A 21996-nucleotide genomic window follows, 5' to 3' on the forward strand; every position below is an offset into this window, starting at 1 on the left:
TCTTGAAAGGCTCCCAAGCCATCGACGGTTCACCCGTAATGACGAAAGTTATTTTATAGGAAACATGTCGCCAAGAAATGAAAGTTTCGCTATACGCAGCATTTAAAACTGAAAACAAGAGGGAGCAGCGAAGGGCATTACCCTAGCGCAACATTTCCAAGCGTTGAATGGCTTGAAGATTTCCATGCAGAAACTAAATGTCGCATTTCATGAAGACTTACCTGACAAAAATATTCCGTATCTGAAAATACAGGTTAAATCTTTGCCAAACGACAAGAAGTTGCAGTATATATAGGTATAATTTCTGCCGATCAACGACAGATAGTTACTCTGGTAGCTACCGTTATGGAAGCAACCGGCCTACCGCATAGGGAGAAGCTCGAGGCATGGAACAACTGATCACCCAGGTACTTTCCGCCGTAAAGGGAATCTGGAAGTACCGCTGGTATTCATTGGCCGTCTCCTGGGTGGCCGCCATTGCGGGCTTCGCGGCTGTGTACATCATGCCCAACAATTACCAGGCTTCGGCCAGGGTTTTCGTCGATACGGAATCGATTCTGAAACCGCTACTGGCGGGAATGACCACGATTCCCGACCTCGAACAGCAAGTATCGATCATGAGCAAGACCTTGCTCAGCAGGCCGAATGTAGAGCGCGTCATGCGCATGGTCGATCTCGACATCAATGCCAAGTCAATCAAGGAGAAAGAGGCGACGATCACCAATCTGATGAACCAGATAAAGATCACCGGCACCTCCAGCAACGACATCTACAGCATCTCCTACAACAACGCTGATCCCCGCTTAGCAAAGAACGTCGTCCAATCGCTTCTCACCATCTTCATCGAAGGCAGCTTCGGTGACAAGATGCAGGGATCCGCCAATGCCGTACGTTTCATCGACGAGCAGATCAAGCAATACGAGGAAAAGCTGCTTGCGGCGGAAAGCGCCATCAAGGAGTTCAGATTGAAGCATGCCGCGCTGAGCGGGCGCGAAGGCGAATTCGGCGGCAAGCTTGTGCAACTGGAAGAACAATTAAACCAGGCTCGTCTTGAACTCAACGAGGCCGAGGAAGCGCGAAATTCCATCAAGCGGGAAATCGCAGGCGAGGAGCCGATCTTTGATGGCGGTGGCGGCACCGTGATCGCTGCGCCTGCCAATCCGGAGCTTGATGATCGGATCCAAACGCTCACCAAGACGCTCGACTCCCTGCGCCTTCAGTTTACCGAGCAGCATCCTGACGTTGTCGCCACCAAACGCCTCATCGCGCAGCTTGAAGCACGCAAGCTGCAGGAAGCGAAATCGAATGCTGCAACCAAGCCGATCGGCAAAAATTACAGTCCCGTCCTTCAGCAACTCAAGGTGGCCCTCTCGGACGCCGAAGCCAGAGTCGCATCGATGCGGGCACGTGTCGTCGAATACTCCGGCCGCGTCGCCCGCCTGAAGGCGCAGGCGAATGCAGTACCTGAGATAGAAGCCCAGTTCGCCCAGCTCAATCGCGATTACCAAGTCAACAAAAACAATTACGAAAAGCTTATCGCAAGCCGCGACGCAGCGAAGTTATCCGGGGACTTGAGCGCGACCAGCGAAATGATTTCCTTCCGGATTATCGATCCTCCCACGGTTCCTGCAAAACCGGCCGGTCCTAACCGCCCGCTCCTTTTCTCCGCCGCTTTTCTTGCCGCGATCGGAATGGGCATCGCCGTTGCCTTCGGCATGAGCCAGATTCGTCCGACGTTCTTGAGCCTTTCGCATCTACGAGAAGTGACGGGATTCCCTGTCCTTGGAAGTGTTTCCATGAACTGGACAGAACTGGAGAAAAAGCGCCGCAAAAGGAGCATGTATGCGTTCGTGGCGTCGTTCGTCGGCGTTCTGATTTTTTATGCAGGCGGGCTGGGATTACTGCTAGTGCGGGCTTGACGTCCGGTCGTTCCGGCATAAGCGATCTACCCGACGGCTGCGGTGCGCAATGACCGTTACGACATTCAACACTCGCCGGACCCTGCCCATGGCAGGGTTCAAAGATTCGATTCAGGAGGCAAAGTGAGCATTATCGAAAAAGCGGCCGGTAGACTGGCAAAGCCAACCGTCGGCGCGCCGGCACCCGAACCGGCAGCCGCACCGCCGGTGGATGTTCAGTCCCCGCCTCCTGCTCCAGTCGAGATTGCGGCTCCTGCCGCTCAAGGAAAGTCGCGCTCCAAGACGATTGAACTGAACCTGGCCAAATTGCAGGAAGCCGGAATGGTCACCCCGAACGCCGGAAGAAGCGCAATTGCGGAGGAGTTCAGGGCGATAAAACGTACCCTCATCACACAGGCACTGGAACGATCCGAAAAATCGGCCAAGCCGAACAACCTCATCATGGTGACCAGTTCCCTGCCGGGCGAAGGGAAGACCTTCTGCGCCATCAACCTGGCGATCAGCATTGCAATGGAACTGGACCACACGGTACTCCTGGTGGATGCAGACGTTGCCCGACCGTCGATCCTGCGCAATCTCGGTCTCGATCCGGAACCCGGAATTATGGATGTACTGCTTGGGAAAAAATTCGACGTCGCGGACGTCATGCTGAAAACGAATGTGGATACGTTGAGCATTCTTCCGGCAGGCAGCAGCCATCGCCATGCAACCGAATTGCTCGCAAGCCAGACGATGAGCAAGTTGCTCAATGAACTCGCGACGCGCTATTCCGATCGCATCGTAATCTTCGACTCACCGCCCTTGCTGTTGACGTCGGAAGCACGCGTACTCGCCCAGCAGATGGGACAGGTCGTCATGGTGGTCGAGGGCGAGATCACGACACAGAACGCGCTCAAGAATTCCCTCAGCCAGATTGCGGGATGCCAGAACATCAACCTGATTTACAACAAGGCCAAAGCGTTTCGAGGCGGCGACCAGTATGGCTATTACTATAGTTAAGCCGGTGTCGCATCATGGACGGCGTGCTCGTCGCAACAGACGTGCGCACAGTCGGACCGCCGGCGCCCCGGTTGCCCCCGTCGCCTTCATAATCAGGGCCGCAAGCATCGCAGCCCTCTCGTTCTCGTCCCCTGCCCTTGCGGCGGAATGGCGCATTGCCCCGACCCTCGAGCTGCGTCAAACCTTTACCGACAATGTGCGACTGGCTCCTGCGGGGGCGGAAAGATCGGACTCGATCACCGAGTTATCCCCGGGCTTTAGCGTCACGGGGACGGGTCCGGGCCTGAAGTTCAGGGGCAGGTACGCATTCCAGTACCTGCACTATGCGCGTGACGCCAAGGAGGACAGCAGTTTTCACAAGCTGGATGCAACAACCAACCTGGAACTTATCAAGAATCTGTTTGCGTTTGACGGCGCTGCCTCAATCGGCCAGCAAAACATCTCCCTCCTCGGCCCGCAGGCATTCGATAACTACGCAGTCACCGGCAACAGGACGACGGTCAGGACTGTCAGCGCGAGTCCTTATCTGCATCATCATTTCCGCGGGTTTGCGTCAACGGAATTGCGTTACACCCACACGGGCGTCGAAACCAGTTCCGAAACATTGTCGTCCAGCAGTACGGATGGACTACGTCTGACGGTGAGCAGCGATCCGGCATTCCGCAACCTCGGATGGGGGTTCAGTTACGACCATCAAAAAACCAGGCCAGCGGAAAACACGCCCGTGGATTCGACTGTAGCAACGGCCAGCCTTCGCTACATGGCCATTCCTCAGCTGTACCTCACCGCCACATTGGGCTATGACAAATACGACTACGCCGCCGCCTCCGGTGCGGCCGAACCGGAAGGCTCATTTTATTCAGCGGGATTTTCCTGGCGCCCTACAGAACGTACCAGTCTTGCAATCAGCGCCGGAGAGCGCTTCTACGGAAAAACCTATTCGCTGAGCTCCAGCGTCAGAAGCCGGGCGTCCCTGTGGAACCTGTCGTACGACGAATCCATCACGACATCGACATCGGAATTCACCCTGGCGGCGACAACCAGCACCGCCGAGTTTCTCAATCAATTGTTTCGGCCCAGCATTCCCGATGACGCGCTTCGTCAGCAAGCCGTGGAACGCTTCATCTTGAATACCGGACTGCAGCCCACGCTTTCGCGATCGGTCAACTACCTCAGCAATCAGTTCTTCCTGCAAAAGGCGTTACGTGCATCGGTTGCAATCACCGGCGCGAAAAACACCCTGATGTTCACTGCCTACAACCTGGACCGTCGTCCCCAGTCCGCCGGCGGCGCTGCGGTGCTTTTCCCAGGAACGCTGACGGGCGGGATCGGCGACACACGACAAACCGGCCTGAACGCGCTCTGGAATTGGCGCATCGGCACCCGGACCAACGCCACGTTGACTGCCGATTTCTCGAAATCCCGGCTGAATTCGACCGGAACCGATGACCGGACCAGGACTTACCGGATCGCGTTCGCACACCGCATACAACCGAGACTGGATGGCGTCATCGAGATGAAGCACACCGAGCAGAATTCGGACACATTTGCCAACAATTACCAAGAGAATGCAATCAGCGCATTCTTGTCGATGAAGTTCTAGCGGAGATACGCATTCGATGTATGAGTCCTATTACAACCTCAGTGCGAAACCTTTCCAGCTAAAGCCGGATCCGCGTTTCTTCTTCAGCAGCCGCAACCACAAGCGTGCAATGGCGTACCTGCAGTACGGCATATCGCAGGGCGAAGGTTTCATCGTGATCACCGGAGAAGTCGGCGCCGGCAAGACGACGCTGGTGCGCAATCTGTTTCGTGACCTTGATGCAGAAAAGATTGTCGCGGCGCAGATCGTCAATACGCATTTGTCGTCTGAAGATACCCTGAAGATGGTAGCCGCGGCATTCGGCGTCCCGTTCGCCGATGCGAGCAAAGCGGAGCTGCTGACCCGTATCGAACAGTTTCTGCGCAACTGCGACCGGCAGGGCAAGCGTGCGTTGCTGGTTGTGGACGAAGCACAAAACCTCGGTTCGCAGACCGTCGAAGAGCTGAGAATGCTGTCCAATTTCCAGACCAACGACAACTGCCTGCTGCAAACCTTCTTGCTGGGACAACCCGAGTTCCGCCATACCCTGCTCGGCGCCGACATGGTCCAGCTGCGGCAGCGCGTCATTGCGTCTTACCATCTCGGCCCGATGGACCCCGACGAATGCCGCACTTACATCGAACACCGGTTGCATACCGTCGGATGGCGGAACGATCCAAGCCTGCATGCCGATGTCTATACCCGCATTCATGCATTCACCGGCGGCATCCCGCGCAAGATCAACACCCTGTGCGACCGCCTGTTCCTGATGGGTTACCTGGAAGAGATTCATGCGTTCGACCTTTCCCATATCGAGACTGTCATCCAGGACATCGAACAAGAATTCGATCGCGGCAATGCGTCGCTTGACGACGCACCGATGCCCGTCAGCCTCGTGGTCCGCCCAGGCGATCCGCGGGAGGCCGGATTTGAGCATGTCGTCGAACGGCTCGGGAAAATAGAACGTGCCTTGCAGTCCATCGTCGATGCGCTGACCAAGCTGCTGTTTTCTCCAAAAATCAAAAAACCTCTGGAAGAAACGAATCCATGACCATGACTCCAGCCGATTCCGGCAACCGTCACAGCATCCTTTGCGTGGTCGGCGCACGTCCCAATTTCATGAAGATGGCGCCCATCATCGCGGCGCTGAAAAATCTCGCATCGAATCCGTCGGTGCAACTTCTGCACACCGGCCAGCATTACGACGTGGCGATGAACCACCAGTATTTCGAAGCGCTCGGCATTCCGGCCCCGGATATCAACCTGGATGTCGGATCCGCCAGTCATGCCGTGCAGACGGCGGAAGTCATGCGCCGGGTGGAGCCGGTAATGGACAGTCTCAAGCCATCAGCGGTGCTCGTGGTCGGGGACGTCAATTCGACCATCGCCTGCGCGCTCGTCGCCGCGAAAAAAGGGATTCCGGTCATCCACGTGGAAGCCGGACTGCGCAGTTTTGATCGCTCCATGCCGGAAGAAATCAATCGCGTCCTGACGGACCAGATCTCCGACCTGCTCTTCACGACCGAGCAAAGCGGTCGCGACAACCTGCTCCGTGAAGGCATCAATGAAGCGCGCATTCATTTTGTCGGCAACGTCATGATCGACACCTTGCTCGGCAATCTCGATCGCGCCATCCCGACGTCCCGCATCGTGAAGAGCGCCGACCGGCCGGCGTTCCTGGGAGACAGGAACGAGTATGCATTGATGACCTTGCACAGGCCGGCCAACGTCGATGATCCGGCCGTGCTGCGCACGTTGCTCGATACCACACTGACCGTAAGCCAGCGCCTTCCGGTGATTTTCCCGATGCATCCGCGCACGCGTTCGATGATCGAGAAGTTCGGCCTGAGCGAGATGCTGAACGTGCCGCAGGTATTGCTGCTGCCGCCGATGGGTTACCTGGAAATGCTCGGGCTGATGAAGGATGCGCGCGTGGTCCTCACCGATTCCGGCGGGATCCAGGAGGAAACCACGGCACTCGGTGTTCCATGCATCACGCTCCGGAACAATACCGAGCGTCCGATCACGGTGCAGGAAGGTACCAACACGATCGCCGGGACCGATGCGAAAGCCATCCTGCAGATATTCGACGATGTCATGCGGACCGGCGGCAAAGCGGGCCGTGCCCCGGAATTCTGGGATGGAAAAGCCGCGGTACGCATTGCGCAAACCATCGAACGGTGGATGGCGAACGATTTCAAGTCCTGAACGTTCAAGCCCTGGAAACCAGCATCACAACAAAAAGAAGGCAGACATGTCCGCAAAAACCATTCGCAATGCGATGACCATCGATGTGGAAGATTACTTCCAGGTCTCCGCGTTCGCATCGCACATCCCACGGGAAAGCTGGCCGCATCTCGCCTGCCGGGTCGAAGCCAATATCGACCGGATTCTGGCACTTCTCGATGCAGCCGGGATCAAGGCCACGTTCTTTACGCTTGGCTGGATTGCGGAGCGATACCCGGCGATGGTGCGGCGCATCGTCGGACAGGGGCATGAGCTGGCCAGCCATGGCTACGCACACCAGCGTGCATCGGACCAGACCGCCGAGGAATTTAGCGACGATGTCGGTCGCAGCAAGGCGCTGCTCGAAGATATCGGCGGACAGCAGGTGCAGGGTTATAGAGCGCCGAGTTTTTCCATCGGCAGCCGCAATCTCTGGGCTCTGGATGTATTGCTGAAGGCAGGCTACCGCTACAGTTCCAGCATTTACCCGATCAATCACGACCACTACGGCATGCCGGATGCGCCGAGGTTCGCGTTCTATCCGAACGGCAAGGACGGCCTGCTTGAATTGCCGATCACGACAGTGCGCCTGATGCAGAAGAATCTGCCTGCCGGCGGCGGCGGGTATTTCCGGTTCTTCCCATATGCAATGTCACGCTGGCTGATGCAGCAGGTGAACGAGCGGGACGGCCAATCGGCGATCTTCTATTTCCATCCCTGGGAGCTGGACCCGGAGCAGCCGCGGCAGAAAAACGTCGGCTTCAAGACACGCTTTCGCCACTACATCAACCTGGATCGGACGGAAACACGCCTGAAAGCGCTCACCCGCGACTTCCAGTGGGGGCGGATGGACCATGTTTTCCTGGGCAGGCAATGAGCACGGTCGCCGACGCGGTTTTGGCGCCGCACAGTGAAAGCCAGCGTTCCGCACTGGTCATCAAACTGATGCAGGCGGGCGACGAAGCACGCTGGGATCGTTTCGTTTTCGATTGTCCGGAAGCGACGTTCTTTCACCGGGCGGGCTGGAAAGCCGTCATCGAGCGCTCCTTCGGCCACAGAACCTGGTTTCTGTACGCGGAAACCGAGGGCAAAATTGAAGGCGTGTTGTGCCTGGCGGAGATCAGGAGCCGCCTGTTCGGCCATTCCCTGTCTTCCCTGCCCTTTTGCGTTTATGGCGGGATCGCCGCGCTCAACGACGCCGCGCGCAATGCGCTCGACATGCATGCACAGGAACTCGCCGCCAGCCTGAAGGTAGGTCATCTGGAATACCGGAACCAGGAACCACGGCACGAGGACTGGAAAAGCAAGGAACTTTACGTCACCTTTCGCAAGGAAATCCTGCCTGATCCCGAGCAGAACATGCTTGCCATCCCGAAGAAGCAACGCGCGATGGTCCGCAAGGGTATCAAGGCGGGGCTCCAATGCGAAATTGACGACAACGTCGACCGGTTGTTCACCGCTTATGCCACCAGCGTGCATCGGCTCGGCACGCCGGTGTTTTCAAAAAAATACTTCCATACGCTGAAAGATGTTTTCGGCGACGACTGCGAGATCCAAACCATTACCAACCAGGGGCGCATTGTCAGCAGCGTCCTGAGCTTCTACTTCCGCGACCAGGTGCTGCCCTATTATGGCGGCGGCATGGACGAGGCGCGCGCGGTCGCCGGCAACGATTTCATGTACTGGGAACTGATGCGGCGTGCCTGCGAAAAAGGTTACACGGTCTTCGATTTCGGACGCAGCAAGTTAGGCACCGGGGCCTTCGATTTCAAAAAGAACTGGGGATTCGCGCCGCAAGCGCTTCACTATGAATACCAGTTGCACCGCTCGACGGAAATGCCGGACAACAATCCACTGAATCCCAAATTCCGGTTATTCGTCAAGATGTGGCAATTCCTGCCGATGCCGGTCGCAACGGCGCTTGGGCCGCATATCGTAAAGAACTTGGGGTGATCGGGTGGAACATCTCCTATTCCTTGGACACCGCATTCCCTACCCGCCGAACAAGGGCGACAAGATACGTTCGTATCATCTGCTCAAGCACCTGGCGGAACGCTATCACGTGCATCTGGGCACCTTCGTGGACGATCCCGATGACTGGCAGCACGTGGAACGGGTCAAGGCATATTGTGGAGAAACGCATTTCGCCGATCTGAATCCGCGTACCGCAAAAGTGCGCAGCCTTGGCGCACTTGCCGGCAACCGCGCGCTCAGCATCGACTACTACCGCGACACCACACTCCAGGCGTGGGTAGACCAGGTGACGCGCAGGCACGACATCAGGCGGGTACTGGTGTTTTCGTCCGCGATGGCCCAATACGCGATGCACCTGCGCGACGTACGGCGGGTTATCGACTTCGTCGATATCGACTCCGACAAATGGCGCCAGTATGCCGAGAACAAGCGTTGGCCCATGAGCTGGCTTTATGGCCGCGAAGCCCGGCAGCTGTTGCACTATGAGCAGCATGTCGCACGGGAATTCGATGCGTCGCTGTTCGTGTCGCAACCGGAAGCGGACCTGTTCAAGCGCCTCGCGCCGGCCGTCCGGGAGAAAGTGGGATTCTTCAGCAACGGTGTGGATACCGACTATTTCGCACCGGCACACCAATTCGACAATCCGTACACGCAGGACCATGACGTCATGACCTTCACAGGCGCGATGGATTACTGGCCGAATATCGATGCGGCGCAATGGTTTGCCAACGAGATTTTTCCGTCGATCCGGCAAGCACACCCCGCAGCGCATTTCTACATCGTCGGCGCGCGCCCCACTGCGGCGGTAACGGCGCTCGCCGAGATGCCCGGCGTGCATGTGACTGGAACGGTACCCGATGTGCGCCCCTATCTTGCACATGCCAAATTGACGGTTGCGCCGCTGCGGATCGCGCGCGGCATCCAGAACAAGGTGCTCGAAGCCATGGCGATGGCAAAGCCGGTGGTGGTATCGGCCCAGGCGCTCGAAGGCATCGACGCACTGCCCGGGCGGGAGCTGCTTCTTGCGGAAGACGCGCAGGCATTCGCCGCAAAGACGATAGGGCAATTGAAAACGCCGGACGGGAACATCGGCTTTCACGCCCGGGAGAAAGTGGTCGCGCTGTATGGCTGGACAAGCAATCTATCGCGCGTCGATGCACTGCTGGACCCGGCGCCGGCGGCCTCTCCCAAGCCGCTTGCCGCCCTGCCCTAGACCGCCGGACACGATAAACCCGACACCGACACCATGCTCGCGACCACCATAAAAACCGATTCATCCGACCTCCTGAAAGTCTGCGCCGTCACGGCTGCAGTACTGGCGGCGGTGATGATCTATTTCGCCACCGCACGGTCCATCGTCGGCATCTGGAACAGTTCGGACACCTTCGCCCACGGCTATATCATCCTGCCGATCTCGCTCTGGCTGATCTGGAAACGCAGGGACAGCCTGCCGATCGAGGCGGCCGCGCCGTACTGGCCCGCACTGGGGCTGATCGCCGCATGCGGATTCGGATGGCTACTCGCAGATCTGGGGGCGGTCCAGGTCGTACAGCAATATGCCTTCGTCGCCATGATCCCGCTGATGGTACTTGCGGTGCTCGGGCCGACCGTTTCACGCGCCATGGCCTTTCCGCTCCTGTTTCTCCTGCTCGCCGTGCCGTTCGGCGATGCCTTCATTGATCCGCTGATCGAATTCACCGCCGACTTCACCGTTGCCGCCGTCCAGCTCACCGGCATTCCGGTCCTGCGCAATGGTACGCATTTCGAACTTCCCACCGGCAACTGGTCCGTGGTGGAAGCCTGCAGTGGGGTCCGCTACCTGATTTCGTCGATCACTCTTGGCAGCCTGTACGCCTACCTGACCTACCGGTCACGCGTGCGCCAGGCGGTTTTCATCCTGCTATCCATCGTCGTGCCCATCCTCGCGAACGGCTTGCGCGCCTACATGATCGTCATGATCGGGCATTACAGCGGCATGACCTTGGCGGTCGGCGTGGATCATCTTGTGTACGGATGGCTGTTTTTCGGCATCGTCATGTTCCTGATGTTCGGGATCGGCAGCTTGTGGCGGGAAGACCGCGACGAACCAGCGCCGTCACCGATGCAACTGACCACAACCCGGCGGGACCGCATCATGTCCGGAAAACAGTTTTTCGGCGCCGCTCTTGCGTGTGCCGCCTGTGCGGCCATCTGGCCTGCATATGCGCACTACCTCGATCGGACCGGACAGGACACCGCCCTCCCGGCGCTCAACGACTTCAACGGCACCTGGAAGAAAACGGACGCCTTCACCCAATGGAAACCGCGTTTTTCCAATCCCAGCACAGCCTTGTATCGATACTACGAACAAGACACCCGGAAGGTCGGGCTCGCGATGCTTTATTACCGCGATTCCGGAGACGACGCGAAGTTGATCAGCTCCATCAACAGGCTGGTGGAGGAAAAGGATGCGGCATTCAGGCAGGTGGCCGGCGGTACGCGCGAAGAAAATATCGCCGGAAGGGCCATGACCCTGCGTGAGGCTGCCATCGACAGCGCAACCGGCAAGATATTGGTATGGCATTGGTACTGGATCGACGGAACGGCGACCGCCAGCAACTATGCGGGGAAACTCATCCAGGCAAAAGCAAAGCTGCTGATGCGCGGGAACGATGGCGCTGCCGTCATGGTGTTCGCACCCTATGAATCGAACCCCGATGAAGCCCGCAGTACCTTGCGCGGTTATTTGGCGGCCAACCTGCCGGCCATCGAATCCACCCTGGCGACGCCTTCCGGCCAGATCACGGCGTCGGTGAAATGATCACGCCGCCCCTCATCGCCCACCTGATCTACCGGCTGGACTTCGGCGGGCTGGAAACAATGCTGGTCGAACGCATCAACCGCATGCCGGCGGAGCGATACCGGCATGCGATCATCTGCCTCACCGATTACACCGATTTCCACAAAAAAATTACCAAGCCGGGCGTCGGACTCCACGCGCTGCACAAGACACCGGGTCTGAGCCTGGATACCCACCGAAAACTGTGGCGACTGTTGCGTGAACTGAAGCCCGATATTGTGCATACGTATAATCTCGCAGCCGTGGAATATGGCGCGACGGCCGCGCTTGCCGGCGTACCGGTCCGGATCAGCGGATCGCATGGCAGGGATGCGAGCGATCCGGAAGGAACAAACCGGAAGCATAATTTCCTGCGCAAGGCGCTGGTGCCGTTCTACGATTGCTGCTATTCAAATTCCGGCGACCTCGCCACGTGGAACAGAAACATCATCGGCATTCCCGAAGCGAAAAGCAGGTTGCTTCACAACGGGATCGATACCAGCAAGTACAAACCGGGTCCCGCCTCTTCCGGGGCCGAGTATGGCGATATTCCGCCAGGCAGTTTCGTCATCGGCACCGTCGGACGCGTGCAGGATGTGAAGGATCATGCTGGACTGGTCGATGCATTCATCATGCTCCGCGAATTATTGCCGGAAGACCGTGACCGTTTGCGCCTCGCCATCGTCGGCGATGGCCCGTCGATGCCGGCGCTGCGGGAAAAAGTGGCAGCCGCGGGTATTGCGAACAAGGTCTGGCTGCCTGGAGCCAGGATGGACGTGGCGCAGGTCCTCCGCAGCTTTTCCGTATTCGTGCTGTCATCCATCGCGGAAGGCACGCCGGGCTCGGCTCTCGAAGCGATGGCGACCGAACTGCCGGTGGTCGGAACGCGCGTGGGCGGCATTCCGGAAGTGGTGCAGGAAAACGTCACCGGACAGATCGTTCCGTCGCGTGATCCGCAAGCGCTTGCGCAAGCGATCGCCACCTATGTCAGGCAGCCCGAGCTTGCCGCGCGCCACGGCGCCGCCGGACTGGAGCGGGTGACCCAGCGTTACAGCATGGCGAGCATGCTTAGCCAGTATCTGGAAATGTACGATTCACTATTTGAACGCAAAATCAAAGTCAGGGAGCTCAGTAAATCATGTGCGGAATAGTCGGTATTGTCGATACCCGGAGCAAGCGGGACATCGACCGCTCGCTCCTTCATACGATGAACGAGTCCCAGCACCATAGGGGGCCGGATGAAGGCGGATTGCACACGGAGCCGGGCGTGGGACTGGGACACCGGCGGCTATCGATCATCGACCTGTCCTCCGGCCAGCAGCCGCTGTTCAATGAAGACCACAGCGTTGTCGTCGTCTATAACGGCGAAATCTACAACTACGTCGAACTGATGGCGGAACTGGTCGAACTCGGTCATACCTTCCGCACCCATTGCGACACGGAAGTGATCGTACATGCATGGGAACAATGGGGTGAGGCATGCGTCGATAGCTTTCGCGGGATGTTCGGATTTGCGCTCTGGGATCGCAACAAGGAAACGCTTTTTCTTGCTCGCGACCGGCTGGGCGTGAAGCCGCTTTTCTACTCCATGCTGCCGGATGGGATGTTCATTTTCGGATCGGAGCTGAAATCGCTTCTCGCCTATCCGGGAATGCAGCGAGATATCGATCCCCGTGCGGTCGAAGATTATTTTGCCTTCGGCTATGTGCCGGAGCCAAAAACGATCTACAAGAATGCGTTCAAGCTGCCGCCGGGTCATACGCTAACCATCCGGTTCGGCCAGCCGCTGCCGCAATCGAAGCAGTTCTGGGACGTTCCGTTCGCACCGCATGCCCCGATGTCCGAGCAGGATGCCGGCGCGGAACTGATCGAGCGGCTGCGGGAGGCGGTTCGGATTCGACTGGTTGCCGAGGTACCGCTGGGCGCCTTTCTTTCCGGTGGCGTCGATTCGAGCGCCGTGGTGGCAATGATGTCCGGACTGATGAACGAGCCGGTCAACACCTGCTCGATTTCCTTCAACGACCCGGCTTTCGACGAATCCAAATACGCTTCCCAGGTGGCAGCGCAGTACAAGACCCGCCATCACACGGACATGGTCGACAAGGATGATTATTCCCTGCTCGATACGCTGGCTGAGCTGTACGACGAGCCGTATGCCGACAGTTCGGCGATCCCGACCTACCGCGTGTGCCAGCTGGCGAAAAAACGGGTGACGGTTGCGCTGTCCGGAGACGGCGGCGACGAAAACCTTGCCGGCTACCGCCGCTACAAATATGCGATGGCGGAAGACCGTGTACGTTCGACGATGCCTGCCGGATTCCGCAAGCCGGTATTCGGCATGCTGGGCAGGTATTACCCAAAGGCGGATTGGGCACCACGGGTATTCCGGGCGAAAACCACGTTCGAGGCACTGTCACGGGACCTGGTCGAGGGCTATTTCCACGGCGTCTCGATCATGCCCGACCGGGTAAGGGAACAACTGTTTAGCGCCAAATTCCGTTCGGACCTGCAGGGTTACCGCGCAATCGACGTCATGCGCGGCCATGCCGCGGCGTCCCCCACGGATGACCCCCTGTCGATGATCCAGTACCTCGACATGAAAACCTATCTCCCGGGCGACATCCTGACCAAGGTGGACCGCGCCAGCATGGCGCATGCGCTTGAAGTACGGGTTCCCCTGCTGGACCATAAGCTGGTTGAATGGATTTCCGGGCTGCCCTCATCCATCAAGCTGAAAGGCAGCCAGGGAAAGTACATCTTCAAGAAAAGCCTTGAAGCGCATCTGCCGGACGACATTCTTTACCGCGACAAGATGGGATTTGCCGTTCCGATTGGGAACTGGTTCCGCGGTCCCTTGCGCCAGCGCGTGCGGGATGCGTTGCTCGGACCGACGCTGGCGGAAACCGGTATTTTCGATACCGCCTTTCTCAGGGAAATGGTGGAACAGCACGAGTCCGGCCGGCGGGATTACAGCGCGCCCCTCTGGACCTTGCTGATGTTCGAGGCCTTCCTCCGCAAGGAGCTTCACGGCGATGGCGCTGAAGCGGCACGCACACAGCGCGCATTCGAACGGCCGCTAGAAGTGATCTGAATCCATGCGCGTACTTCACATTCTCGACCATTCGATCCCGCTGCACAGCGGATACACATTCCGGACCCTGTCCATCCTGCAGGAGCAGCGCCAGCTCGGATGGGAGACGCATCACATCACGTCCGCGAAACAGGGCAAGAACGAGAGCGGCATGGAATCGGTCGATGGCTGGAACTTCCACCGGACCGCCCCGACCCGATCGCCGCTCGGAAAAATGCCCTTGCTCGACCAGCTTTCCGTGATCAGCGGTTTGACATCACGCTTGAAGGAAGTCGCAGCCGAGGTGAAGCCGGACATACTGCACGCCCACTCCCCCGCCCTCAACGCCATCGCGGCGCTGCGTGTCGGACAAAGCCTGCGCATCCCGGTACTCTATGAGGTGCGCGCCTTCTGGGAAGATGCGGCCGTTGATCATGGCACCAGCACCGAATGGGGCATGCGATATCGTCTTACCCGCGCAATGGAGACGCATGCATTGCGGCGCGCCGATGCGATCACCACCATCTGCGAAGGCCTGCGCAGCGAAATCGTCACCCGCGGCATCGGGTCCGACAAGATCACCGTGATCCCGAACGCAGTGGACACATCCAATTTCAGCACCGGCGGCACTCCGGATCCTGCACTGGCAGCCGAAACCGGACTGGCCGGCAAAGTCGTGCTGGGCTTTATCGGATCATTCTATGCCTATGAGGGCCTGCCGATCCTGCTTCGGGCCTTGCCGCAGATCCTCGACGCCAATCCGCATGTGCGGGTCCTGCTGGTTGGCGGCGGCCCGCAGGAAGCCGAACTGAAAAGCCTGGCGCAGACGCTCGGCATCCAGGACAAGGTGGTTTTTACCGGACGTGTTCCGCACAGCGAGGTGCAGCGCTATTACAACCTGGTGGACGTGCTGGTCTATCCGCGGATCAAGATGCGGCTGACCGATCTCGTCACGCCCCTCAAGCCGCTCGAAGCCATGGCACAAGGCCGCCTTCTCGCCGCCTCGGACGTCGGCGGCCACCGCGAACTGATTACCGATGGTGTGACGGGCTGCCTTTTCGAGGCCGGCAGTCCGGATGCATTGGCAAGTAAAGTGCTGGAACTGCTCGCGAAACCCGAGCGATGGCCTGTTCTTCGTCAGGCGGCACGGCAATTTGTCGAAACCGAGCGCAACTGGGGCGCCAGCGTCCGCCGATACCAGCCTGTGTATGACGGCTTACTCAAGATCAGGCGGAAATGAAGCTTCTTACCTTTACCACGCTGTTCCCCAACACCGCATCACCGAACCAGGCTATATTCGTCGAGACGCGGCTACGGCACCTGGTTGCCAGCGGCGAAGTGGAATCGCGCGTCGTTGCGCCGGTGCCCTGGTTTCCGTTCGACCATGCCGGCTTCGGCCGATATGCGAAGTTCGCGCGTCCGCCGCGGGAGGAAGTCCGCTTCGGCATTCATGTACGCCATCCACGGTATCCGCTTATCCCGAAGGTCGGCATGACCAGCGCGCCTTTCTTCATGGCCGCCGCAGCAAAGCAAACGATCGCGCGCATCATCGATGAGGGCTACGATTTCGATGCCATCGACGCACACTACTTTTACCCCGACGGCGTGGCTGCGGTCATGCTGGGCAAGTACTTCAACAAGCCGGTCGTCATCACCGCGCGCGGCTCCGACATATCCCTGATTCCACGCCATCACCTACCGCGCCGGATGATTGTATGGGCGGCACAGAACGCTGACGCCATCATCACCGTCTGCAATGCCTTGAAAGACGAACTGATGGCGCTCGGCGTGGCTGGCGACCGGATTACACCGCTTCGCAACGGTGTGGACCTGGCGATGTTCCGCCCTCTTGACAAGGAGGAGCAGCGCAGGGAACTTGGCTTGCAAGGCTTCACCCTGATTTCGGTCGGACACCTGGTACCGGTCAAAGGACACGAGCTGATTGTCGGCGCCCTCCCCTTGCTGCCGGACGTTCGCCTGCTTCTTGCCGGCAGCGGACCGGAACAGAGCAGGCTTGAAGGACTTGCCCGCCACCTCGGTGTACAGGACCGGGTAACGTTTCTCGGCGCAATCCCGCATGCGGACCTGAATAAACATTACGCAGCCGCCGACGCCAGCGTGCTCGCGTCCAGTCGGGAAGGCTGGGCAAACGTCTTGCTCGAGTCCATGGCCTGCGGCACACCGGTCGTGGCGAGCAATGTCTGGGGTACCCCTGAAGTCGTCGCATCGCCGGACGCCGGCATACTTATGGCGGAGCGTTCTCCCGAAGGTGTGGCACAGGCGGTCAATGCATTGCGCAACGCCTATCCCGACCGGATGGCGACACGGCGATATGCGGAAAAATTTAGTTGGGACGACACGACGAAGGGACAGATTGTGCTGTTCAAACGGGTAGTGAATGCGCGATCGGGCTTGGCCAGCGCGTAGCCAAAGGCTTACCGGTTTGTGTCAGCGGCATGCACAAATCAAACCTGCGTCATTATTGATCGAGCTTGCGATCAAGGCCTCGGCGTCCCCTGCGTAGTGCAGTTGAAATCGCGATAAACGGAAAATAGGCAAAGGTCCGCAGATCGACATGCATTTGTTTAAGTAAAACGTCTTTATGCAGGGGTTTGCGGTGCGCGATACGGTGTAGGACATCTGCGACGAAACTCCTTCGTAGCGCCTGGACAGCCTGCTTAGTGCTTCGAGCCTGTTCATGCGAGAGCCGAAACAGTTTGTTCAGTGCTTTCTTGAATTTCATCTCGTGATGCAGCCGAATGAGGGATTTTTCCGTTCCCCAGCCGGAACCAGAGAAGATATTTACACCCGGCCCACACCTGCATTCGCATAAAGAAGAAAAAGAAATTCTTTCGGTAAGTCGGGAAATCTCCAGCCAAAAAAGATAATCTTCGCCTGCATATACAAACTCTTCCCGGAAACGTAAAGACGGAAATTTTCGATATCGATAGACCACCGTTGGCGTACCGATAATGTTACCCATCAAAATCTGGTTAAACATGTCGCCGGAGTAACTGTGCAGCACATCCGAATCGCCGATGCGCGGATGCAGCGCCACGTCGATTCTTCCGGCACGGTTGAAAGCACTGACGGTCTGATTCAGCTGAAAGTGATCGGAAAAGTAAAAGTCGAAGCCGGCATCCAGTGCCTTCAACGCGTTGGAAAGATGATCTTCCACCCACTCATCGTCGGAATCGAGAAACGCCACATATTCGACGTCCGTATCGATGCTATCGAGCCCGCGATTGCGTGCTGCGGCGGGGCCGGCGTTCGGCTGTTCAATGATGACGATCCTGCCGGGATTGGACTCGATCAGCGCCTCCAGTTCCTTCCGAGCCGGTATGGGCGATGCATCATCCACAATATAGATCCGAAGATGCTCTATGCCGGTCTGCCCAAGGGCCGATCGAACAGCTTTTAACAGGATACCTTCCGTCTTTTGGTAGAAAGGAATAACCACCGCAATCTTGTGTGTCATTTTCCACCCCATCAAATCAATCAAATCACCTGCGTAGAGGAACTATCACGTAGACCAGTTCGCTCGAACAAGCACCGTACGATAAGCGAAGTCTGCCGGCAAGCAATAACAACGATGTCCGCCCAAATGCTCTGCAAGTCTTGAAGGCTGCATGCAGTCAAGGAATCGGCATGCGACGGCTCCAGCCAAATAAATATCGTGACAGTCAAATCAGGAAGGCCTCACCGTAAAGGCCTCGCATGCACCAACAAAGTTACTCATGCAGCGCGACCTGAATGACGACGACGACCTGGCACCAAAACGCACGGCGACCTTCAATTACCGAGTGACGATTTCCAGGTAACGCCGGTAAGCATGGACCCAATCAAATTTTTCCCTCACATGTCGCTGCAAGCTTCGAGACAGCCGTTCATGCTCACCCCGGTCACGCAGCAAGAATGCAATTCTGGTAGCCAGCGCATCAGGATCGTCCGGCTCGACAAGAGAGCCATTCTCGCCATCCTGCAGAATCTCGGGTACGCCGCCTACCGCCGAAGCCACTACGGGAATATTGAAGATTCCCGCTTCCAGCACGACAATGCCAAAAGGCTCCACCCGCGAAGGAAGGGCGAATATTGTTGCCCTTTCCAGAATCGCCGTTACTTTCCTGTGTTCCAGATCCTTGATCATCACGACTTTGCTGGAGATCCCAAGCTCTTCCGCAAGGCTTCGCAGTGGCACTTCGGTTTCGCCCGAGCGCCCGATCAATACCAGCCGCATATCAGGAAAATCCGTATGAATACGGTGAAATGCACGTATCAGCACGTCCTGCCCTTTTTTCGGCTCGAACGTCGCAATATTCAGGATAAATGGCTTGCCGGCGACCATGGCATCGACGTCGACACTGCGGTCTACCTCGGCAACGATCTTGCTGATATCAACACCGTTGTGAACCACATGAACTTTTGATGCAATCTGGGGCATAAAAGCGGATACCGCACCAGCGAGACTGTTCGAGCAGGTAACGATTGCATCCGATGAACGCAACAACAACCTCCAGCAAATCCGTTCCCATCCGCGTGAACGTCCGGCATTCGCTATATCCGCGCCATGGAAGGAAAGGACAAGCTTGCCCTTATAAAGGCCAAGAAGCTTGAGCAATGAAAAATTGAGGCAATCAAGTGTCGGGTAATGCGGGTTCAGGATACCGATCTTTTTGTACAGCAAAAATCGCCGCAGCGACAAGAGCCTGGAGGGGGCAGTCAGTACGAAGAGTAAAAACGTTCGGATCAGCTGATCATGACTGGCAGGAGCGCGCAGGCGATAGTGCGCCGTATCGAATCCGTCCTCGTCGTTCATTGTCAGCACACGGCTGCGCCAATCGGCGACGAGCAGAAAAGGCCGAAATACGCCATAGCCGTCTACCTGTCGATACAAGTTGGCAGCGACCTGATTTACCCCCCCTGGATGCGCAATCGACCAGGGCAGCACGAACAGGTAGCCAGGCTGTTGATCGTCCCGGCTCACGTCCGCATTTCCGTAGCAAGTAGCAACACAATGCTCCCAACGAACTGCGAAGGCCTGATATTCGAATGCGCGTATTCTTTGCTGCGCATCACCGATGCGGCCCTGACGATGTGAAATGGTTATTGATGAACACAAAATCGAGTTCCACCAATCGAAGCGACACATCGCTGGTAACCGGGAACATGCCGGACAGGGCAAATCCCAGTTCATTCATTTCTTGTATTGTTTCGTTGTAGGTAGGCATGCCATGGTAGATCGGCCTGATAGATGCCTCGGACTGCAAGCCTCGTATTCCGGCGATCGACTTGCGCGCACCTTTTATGACTTCGAGATCGAATCCTTGCGTGTCAAGCTTCAGGTAGACACCCTGCCGACTGCAGTCGATGCCCTCGTCAGCAAGGACGTCATCCAGTGTACGTATCGCGACCTTTTCCACATGGGAGATTGAATTGTCGTTCCAGAAGCCGGCAACAACGTCGGTTCGAGGCGCCAGAAACGAGTTCAATCCAGGGGACTGGGTAACATTGATTTCCGCCGTGCCAGGCGCACTTCCTAGCGCGTATGGATGAATCTTCCATGCGGTGTCGTCGATCGATTTCTGCTTCAACCCTTGCGCATAGCTGCTTACCGGCTCGAATGAATGTATCTGCCCGCGAAACCCCACGTCGTTTCGTACCAGATCATGAAACTGCCCCTTGTTCGCGCCCACATCGATAACGGTATCGATTCCATACTGAGCAAACAACCGTCGCAAATGATCGACCAAAGGTCGTTCGGCCATCTTCCAGAAAGGAATGATTTCGTACCCGCGCTTCGTCGCCATTTCAGTGACGGATTTCCCTAACATCTTTCGCAAAGACATTCTCACCCCCTGGACATTGACTGCGACTATTACACCCGTGCTAACGGGGCATGGCTTTTCAGACGCTCACGAGACGAAGTGATATCCCGTATTTCCGCAAAATCGCCTCGGCTTTAAGAAAGCACACTTTCTCCGGTCCGCTCGGTTGGGCCGCGAACCGCCATAAAAAATACAGCACGACGGCATAAACCAACGCGCCGGCGACTGTACAAAGCAGCAAGCCTATTAAGCTTACCTTTCCGTCCAGATCCAGATTCAGTTTGAGCATCCAGACCGCGAACGCCATCGCGGCAGAAGCAATCGCGGGTCTAAGCAGTTTGCGAAAAAAATCCAAAGCCCCCAGTTCCAGATGCTTTGCGATAAGAAGCTGGTTCACCGGGATCATGATCAATACGGTGATAAGCAATGCCCATGCGGCGCCAAGCGCACCCCAATACCGAATTCCGGTATACATCAAAACGGCAGACAACAGGAACTGCAGGCAAGCGGTAAGCGTAATCATCCGATTCTGTCGCAACGCCATGTAGACGTAGCCGATATTTGTCTGCAGTGCCTGAATAACGCCATACACCGCCAACACCTGGATAAGTGGAATCGCGGCATGCCATTTCGGCCCGAGAACCACCGGCACCATCAAATCTGCAATTGCGAAAACCCCTACCCCAGCCGGCAGCGCAAACAACGCGATCATTGAGATCACATTCAAAAAGCTCGCGCGCAATTCTGCCGGTTTCGAGGCTACGCGGGAATACCCCGGGAAAGCGGCACGATTGATTGGCGCAACCAGTTCGGTTGTCGGCAAGGTGGAAATCTCGTTTGAGATGGCGTATATGCCGAGCGCCTGCGGCCCTTCCATCCGGCCGATCACGAACTCTGGTGTTCGCGCGTTCAGGAAATGCACGATGTTATTGATCATCAGCCATTTCGAACTATGGAAGAGCTCCAGCTTCGCTGCCAACGAGAAACGCGGACGATAATCGCTCACAGTGTAGGACAGCACCAGCGAAATCAGGGTCCCGGCAAGCTGGCCGATCACAAGCGCCCAATAATTCTTGAGGGTGAAGGCAAGTGGAAGTGTTACGAGCAAGCTCGCCATGCGCTTGCCGAGCAAGAATTTGAATTCGCGGTCAAAGCGCATTTCACGCCGAAAGATTACAGGCCCGATATTCGCAAAACCCTGGACTGCGAAGCCGGCGGCAAGCAGGTAGATCACCAGCTCAAGGCGCGACTCACGATAAAACTCGGCAGCAAATGGGGCAGCAGCTGCAAGAAGTACGCCGCACACGCAGGCGAAGATAACGTTGAAGGTCCAAGCCGTATTGAAGTCATCCCGTCCTGCATTGGGATTCTGGATCAACGAGACATCGAAACTGAAGGAGAAAAGAAGCTGGAGGGCACCCACCAGGAGCATCGCCATCGCCACCAGTCCGAAATCCTCCGGAACGAGAAGGCGCGCGAGCACGATGGTGCTGACTAATCCGAGGCCCCGGTCGATAAGCTTGAACGACACCATCCATGCGGCGCCCTTCGCAATTTTTTTATCAATCTCGTTCAAGGCTTTC

17 protein-coding genes are annotated in these 21996 nt (G+C 57.4%); 13 read left to right on the top strand and 4 right to left on the bottom strand.

Annotated features, from left to right (window positions below; translation table 11 throughout):
- The first annotated feature begins 386 nt into the window (after positions 1–386).
- The 13 genes from V7080_RS02090 to V7080_RS02150 all read left to right on the top strand — a co-directional run bounded on the left by V7080_RS02090 (position 387) and on the right by V7080_RS02150 (position 17015).
- A complete protein-coding gene (locus V7080_RS02090) occupies positions 387–1919 on the top strand; it encodes an XrtA system polysaccharide chain length determinant (RefSeq protein ID WP_334186735.1) in 1533 nt (510 codons plus the stop codon).
- Between the two features lie 123 nt (positions 1920–2042).
- A complete protein-coding gene (locus V7080_RS02095; RefSeq protein ID WP_334186736.1) occupies positions 2043–2918 on the top strand; it encodes an XrtA-associated tyrosine autokinase in 876 nt (291 codons plus the stop codon).
- Complete coding sequence (locus V7080_RS02100; RefSeq protein ID WP_334186737.1) at positions 2899–4521, top strand: TIGR03016 family PEP-CTERM system-associated outer membrane protein; 1623 nt, start codon at positions 2899–2901, stop codon at positions 4519–4521. The genes V7080_RS02095 and V7080_RS02100 overlap by 20 nt, the downstream gene beginning before the upstream one ends.
- Before the next feature lie 16 nt (positions 4522–4537).
- The gene (locus V7080_RS02105; protein ID WP_334186738.1) at positions 4538–5551 is read left to right on the top strand and encodes an XrtA/PEP-CTERM system-associated ATPase; all 1014 of its coding nucleotides are present in this window, start codon (positions 4538–4540) and stop codon (positions 5549–5551) included.
- Entirely contained in the window at positions 5548–6708 is a 1161-nt protein-coding gene (gene wecB / locus V7080_RS02110; RefSeq protein WP_442947169.1) for a non-hydrolyzing UDP-N-acetylglucosamine 2-epimerase, read from the top strand. Before V7080_RS02105 ends, wecB begins: the two co-directional genes overlap by 4 nt.
- Before the next feature lie 46 nt (positions 6709–6754).
- Positions 6755–7603, top strand: a complete 849-nt coding sequence (locus tag V7080_RS02115; protein ID WP_334186739.1) for an XrtA system polysaccharide deacetylase — start codon at positions 6755–6757, stop codon at positions 7601–7603.
- Entirely contained in the window at positions 7600–8679 is a 1080-nt protein-coding gene (locus tag V7080_RS02120) for a FemAB family XrtA/PEP-CTERM system-associated protein (protein WP_334186740.1), read from the top strand. The genes V7080_RS02115 and V7080_RS02120 overlap by 4 nt, the downstream gene beginning before the upstream one ends.
- 4 nt (positions 8680–8683) lie before the next feature.
- A complete protein-coding gene (locus tag V7080_RS02125) occupies positions 8684–9913 on the top strand; it encodes a TIGR03087 family PEP-CTERM/XrtA system glycosyltransferase (protein ID WP_334186741.1) in 1230 nt (409 codons plus the stop codon).
- Between the two features lie 33 nt (positions 9914–9946).
- Complete coding sequence (gene xrtA, locus V7080_RS02130; RefSeq protein ID WP_334186742.1) at positions 9947–11500, top strand: exosortase A; 1554 nt, start codon at positions 9947–9949, stop codon at positions 11498–11500.
- Positions 11497–12669 (top strand): TIGR03088 family PEP-CTERM/XrtA system glycosyltransferase, encoded by a 1173-nt coding sequence (locus V7080_RS02135; protein ID WP_334186743.1) that lies wholly within the window; start codon positions 11497–11499, stop codon positions 12667–12669. Before xrtA ends, V7080_RS02135 begins: the two co-directional genes overlap by 4 nt.
- Entirely contained in the window at positions 12657–14609 is a 1953-nt protein-coding gene (locus tag V7080_RS02140; RefSeq protein ID WP_334186744.1) for an XrtA/PEP-CTERM system amidotransferase, read from the top strand. Before V7080_RS02135 ends, V7080_RS02140 begins: the two co-directional genes overlap by 13 nt.
- A 4-nt stretch (positions 14610–14613) precedes the next feature.
- Positions 14614–15828, top strand: coding sequence for a TIGR04063 family PEP-CTERM/XrtA system glycosyltransferase (locus V7080_RS02145; RefSeq protein ID WP_334186745.1), 1215 nt, complete (start codon positions 14614–14616; stop codon positions 15826–15828).
- The gene (locus tag V7080_RS02150) at positions 15825–17015 is read left to right on the top strand and encodes a glycosyltransferase family 4 protein (protein WP_334186746.1); all 1191 of its coding nucleotides are present in this window, start codon (positions 15825–15827) and stop codon (positions 17013–17015) included. Before V7080_RS02145 ends, V7080_RS02150 begins: the two co-directional genes overlap by 4 nt.
- A gap of 52 nt (positions 17016–17067) precedes the next feature.
- Here V7080_RS02150 and V7080_RS02155 read toward each other — a convergent pair whose 3' ends face one another.
- From V7080_RS02155 to V7080_RS02170, 4 genes are all read right to left on the bottom strand, one after another.
- Entirely contained in the window at positions 17068–18066 is a 999-nt protein-coding gene (locus tag V7080_RS02155; RefSeq protein WP_334186747.1) for a glycosyltransferase family 2 protein, read from the bottom strand.
- A gap of 318 nt (positions 18067–18384) precedes the next feature.
- The gene (locus V7080_RS02160) at positions 18385–19572 is read right to left on the bottom strand and encodes a glycosyltransferase family 4 protein (RefSeq protein ID WP_334186748.1); all 1188 of its coding nucleotides are present in this window, start codon (positions 19570–19572) and stop codon (positions 18385–18387) included.
- An 88-nt stretch (positions 19573–19660) separates the two neighbouring features.
- A complete protein-coding gene (locus V7080_RS02165; protein WP_334186749.1) occupies positions 19661–20434 on the bottom strand; it encodes an FkbM family methyltransferase in 774 nt (257 codons plus the stop codon).
- A gap of 58 nt (positions 20435–20492) precedes the next feature.
- Positions 20493–21989 carry a lipopolysaccharide biosynthesis protein gene (locus V7080_RS02170; RefSeq protein ID WP_334186750.1) on the bottom strand — a complete coding sequence of 499 codons (1497 nt, stop codon included), beginning with the start codon at positions 21987–21989 and terminating at the stop codon, positions 20493–20495.
- Positions 21990–21996 lie beyond the last annotated feature (7 nt).

It is taken from the genome of Noviherbaspirillum sp. (assembly GCF_036846085.1).
In the GTDB taxonomy this organism is placed as follows: Bacteria; Pseudomonadota; Gammaproteobacteria; order Burkholderiales; family Burkholderiaceae_D; genus Noviherbaspirillum.

Bases quoted from the DNA above. Each gene is read 5' to 3' on its own strand.
- V7080_RS02115 (WP_334186739.1), top strand. From the start codon at position 6,755: ATGTCCGCAAAAACCATTCGCAATGCGATGACCATCGATGTGGAAGAT.
- V7080_RS02155 (WP_334186747.1), bottom strand. From the start codon at position 18,066: ATGACACACAAGATTGCGGTGGTTATTCCTTTCTACCAAAAGACGGAA.
- V7080_RS02090 (WP_334186735.1), top strand. From the start codon at position 387: ATGGAACAACTGATCACCCAGGTACTTTCCGCCGTAAAGGGAATCTGG.
- xrtA (WP_334186742.1), top strand. From the start codon at position 9,947: ATGCTCGCGACCACCATAAAAACCGATTCATCCGACCTCCTGAAAGTC.
- V7080_RS02140 (WP_334186744.1), top strand. From the start codon at position 12,657: ATGTGCGGAATAGTCGGTATTGTCGATACCCGGAGCAAGCGGGACATC.
- V7080_RS02135 (WP_334186743.1), top strand. From the start codon at position 11,497: ATGATCACGCCGCCCCTCATCGCCCACCTGATCTACCGGCTGGACTTC.
- V7080_RS02150 (WP_334186746.1), top strand. From the start codon at position 15,825: ATGAAGCTTCTTACCTTTACCACGCTGTTCCCCAACACCGCATCACCG.
- V7080_RS02120 (WP_334186740.1), top strand. From the start codon at position 7,600: ATGAGCACGGTCGCCGACGCGGTTTTGGCGCCGCACAGTGAAAGCCAG.
- V7080_RS02105 (WP_334186738.1), top strand. From the start codon at position 4,538: ATGTATGAGTCCTATTACAACCTCAGTGCGAAACCTTTCCAGCTAAAG.
- V7080_RS02100 (WP_334186737.1), top strand. From the start codon at position 2,899: ATGGCTATTACTATAGTTAAGCCGGTGTCGCATCATGGACGGCGTGCT.
- wecB (WP_442947169.1), top strand. From the start codon at position 5,548: ATGACCATGACTCCAGCCGATTCCGGCAACCGTCACAGCATCCTTTGC.
- V7080_RS02145 (WP_334186745.1), top strand. From the start codon at position 14,614: ATGCGCGTACTTCACATTCTCGACCATTCGATCCCGCTGCACAGCGGA.
- V7080_RS02165 (WP_334186749.1), bottom strand. From the start codon at position 20,434: ATGTCTTTGCGAAAGATGTTAGGGAAATCCGTCACTGAAATGGCGACG.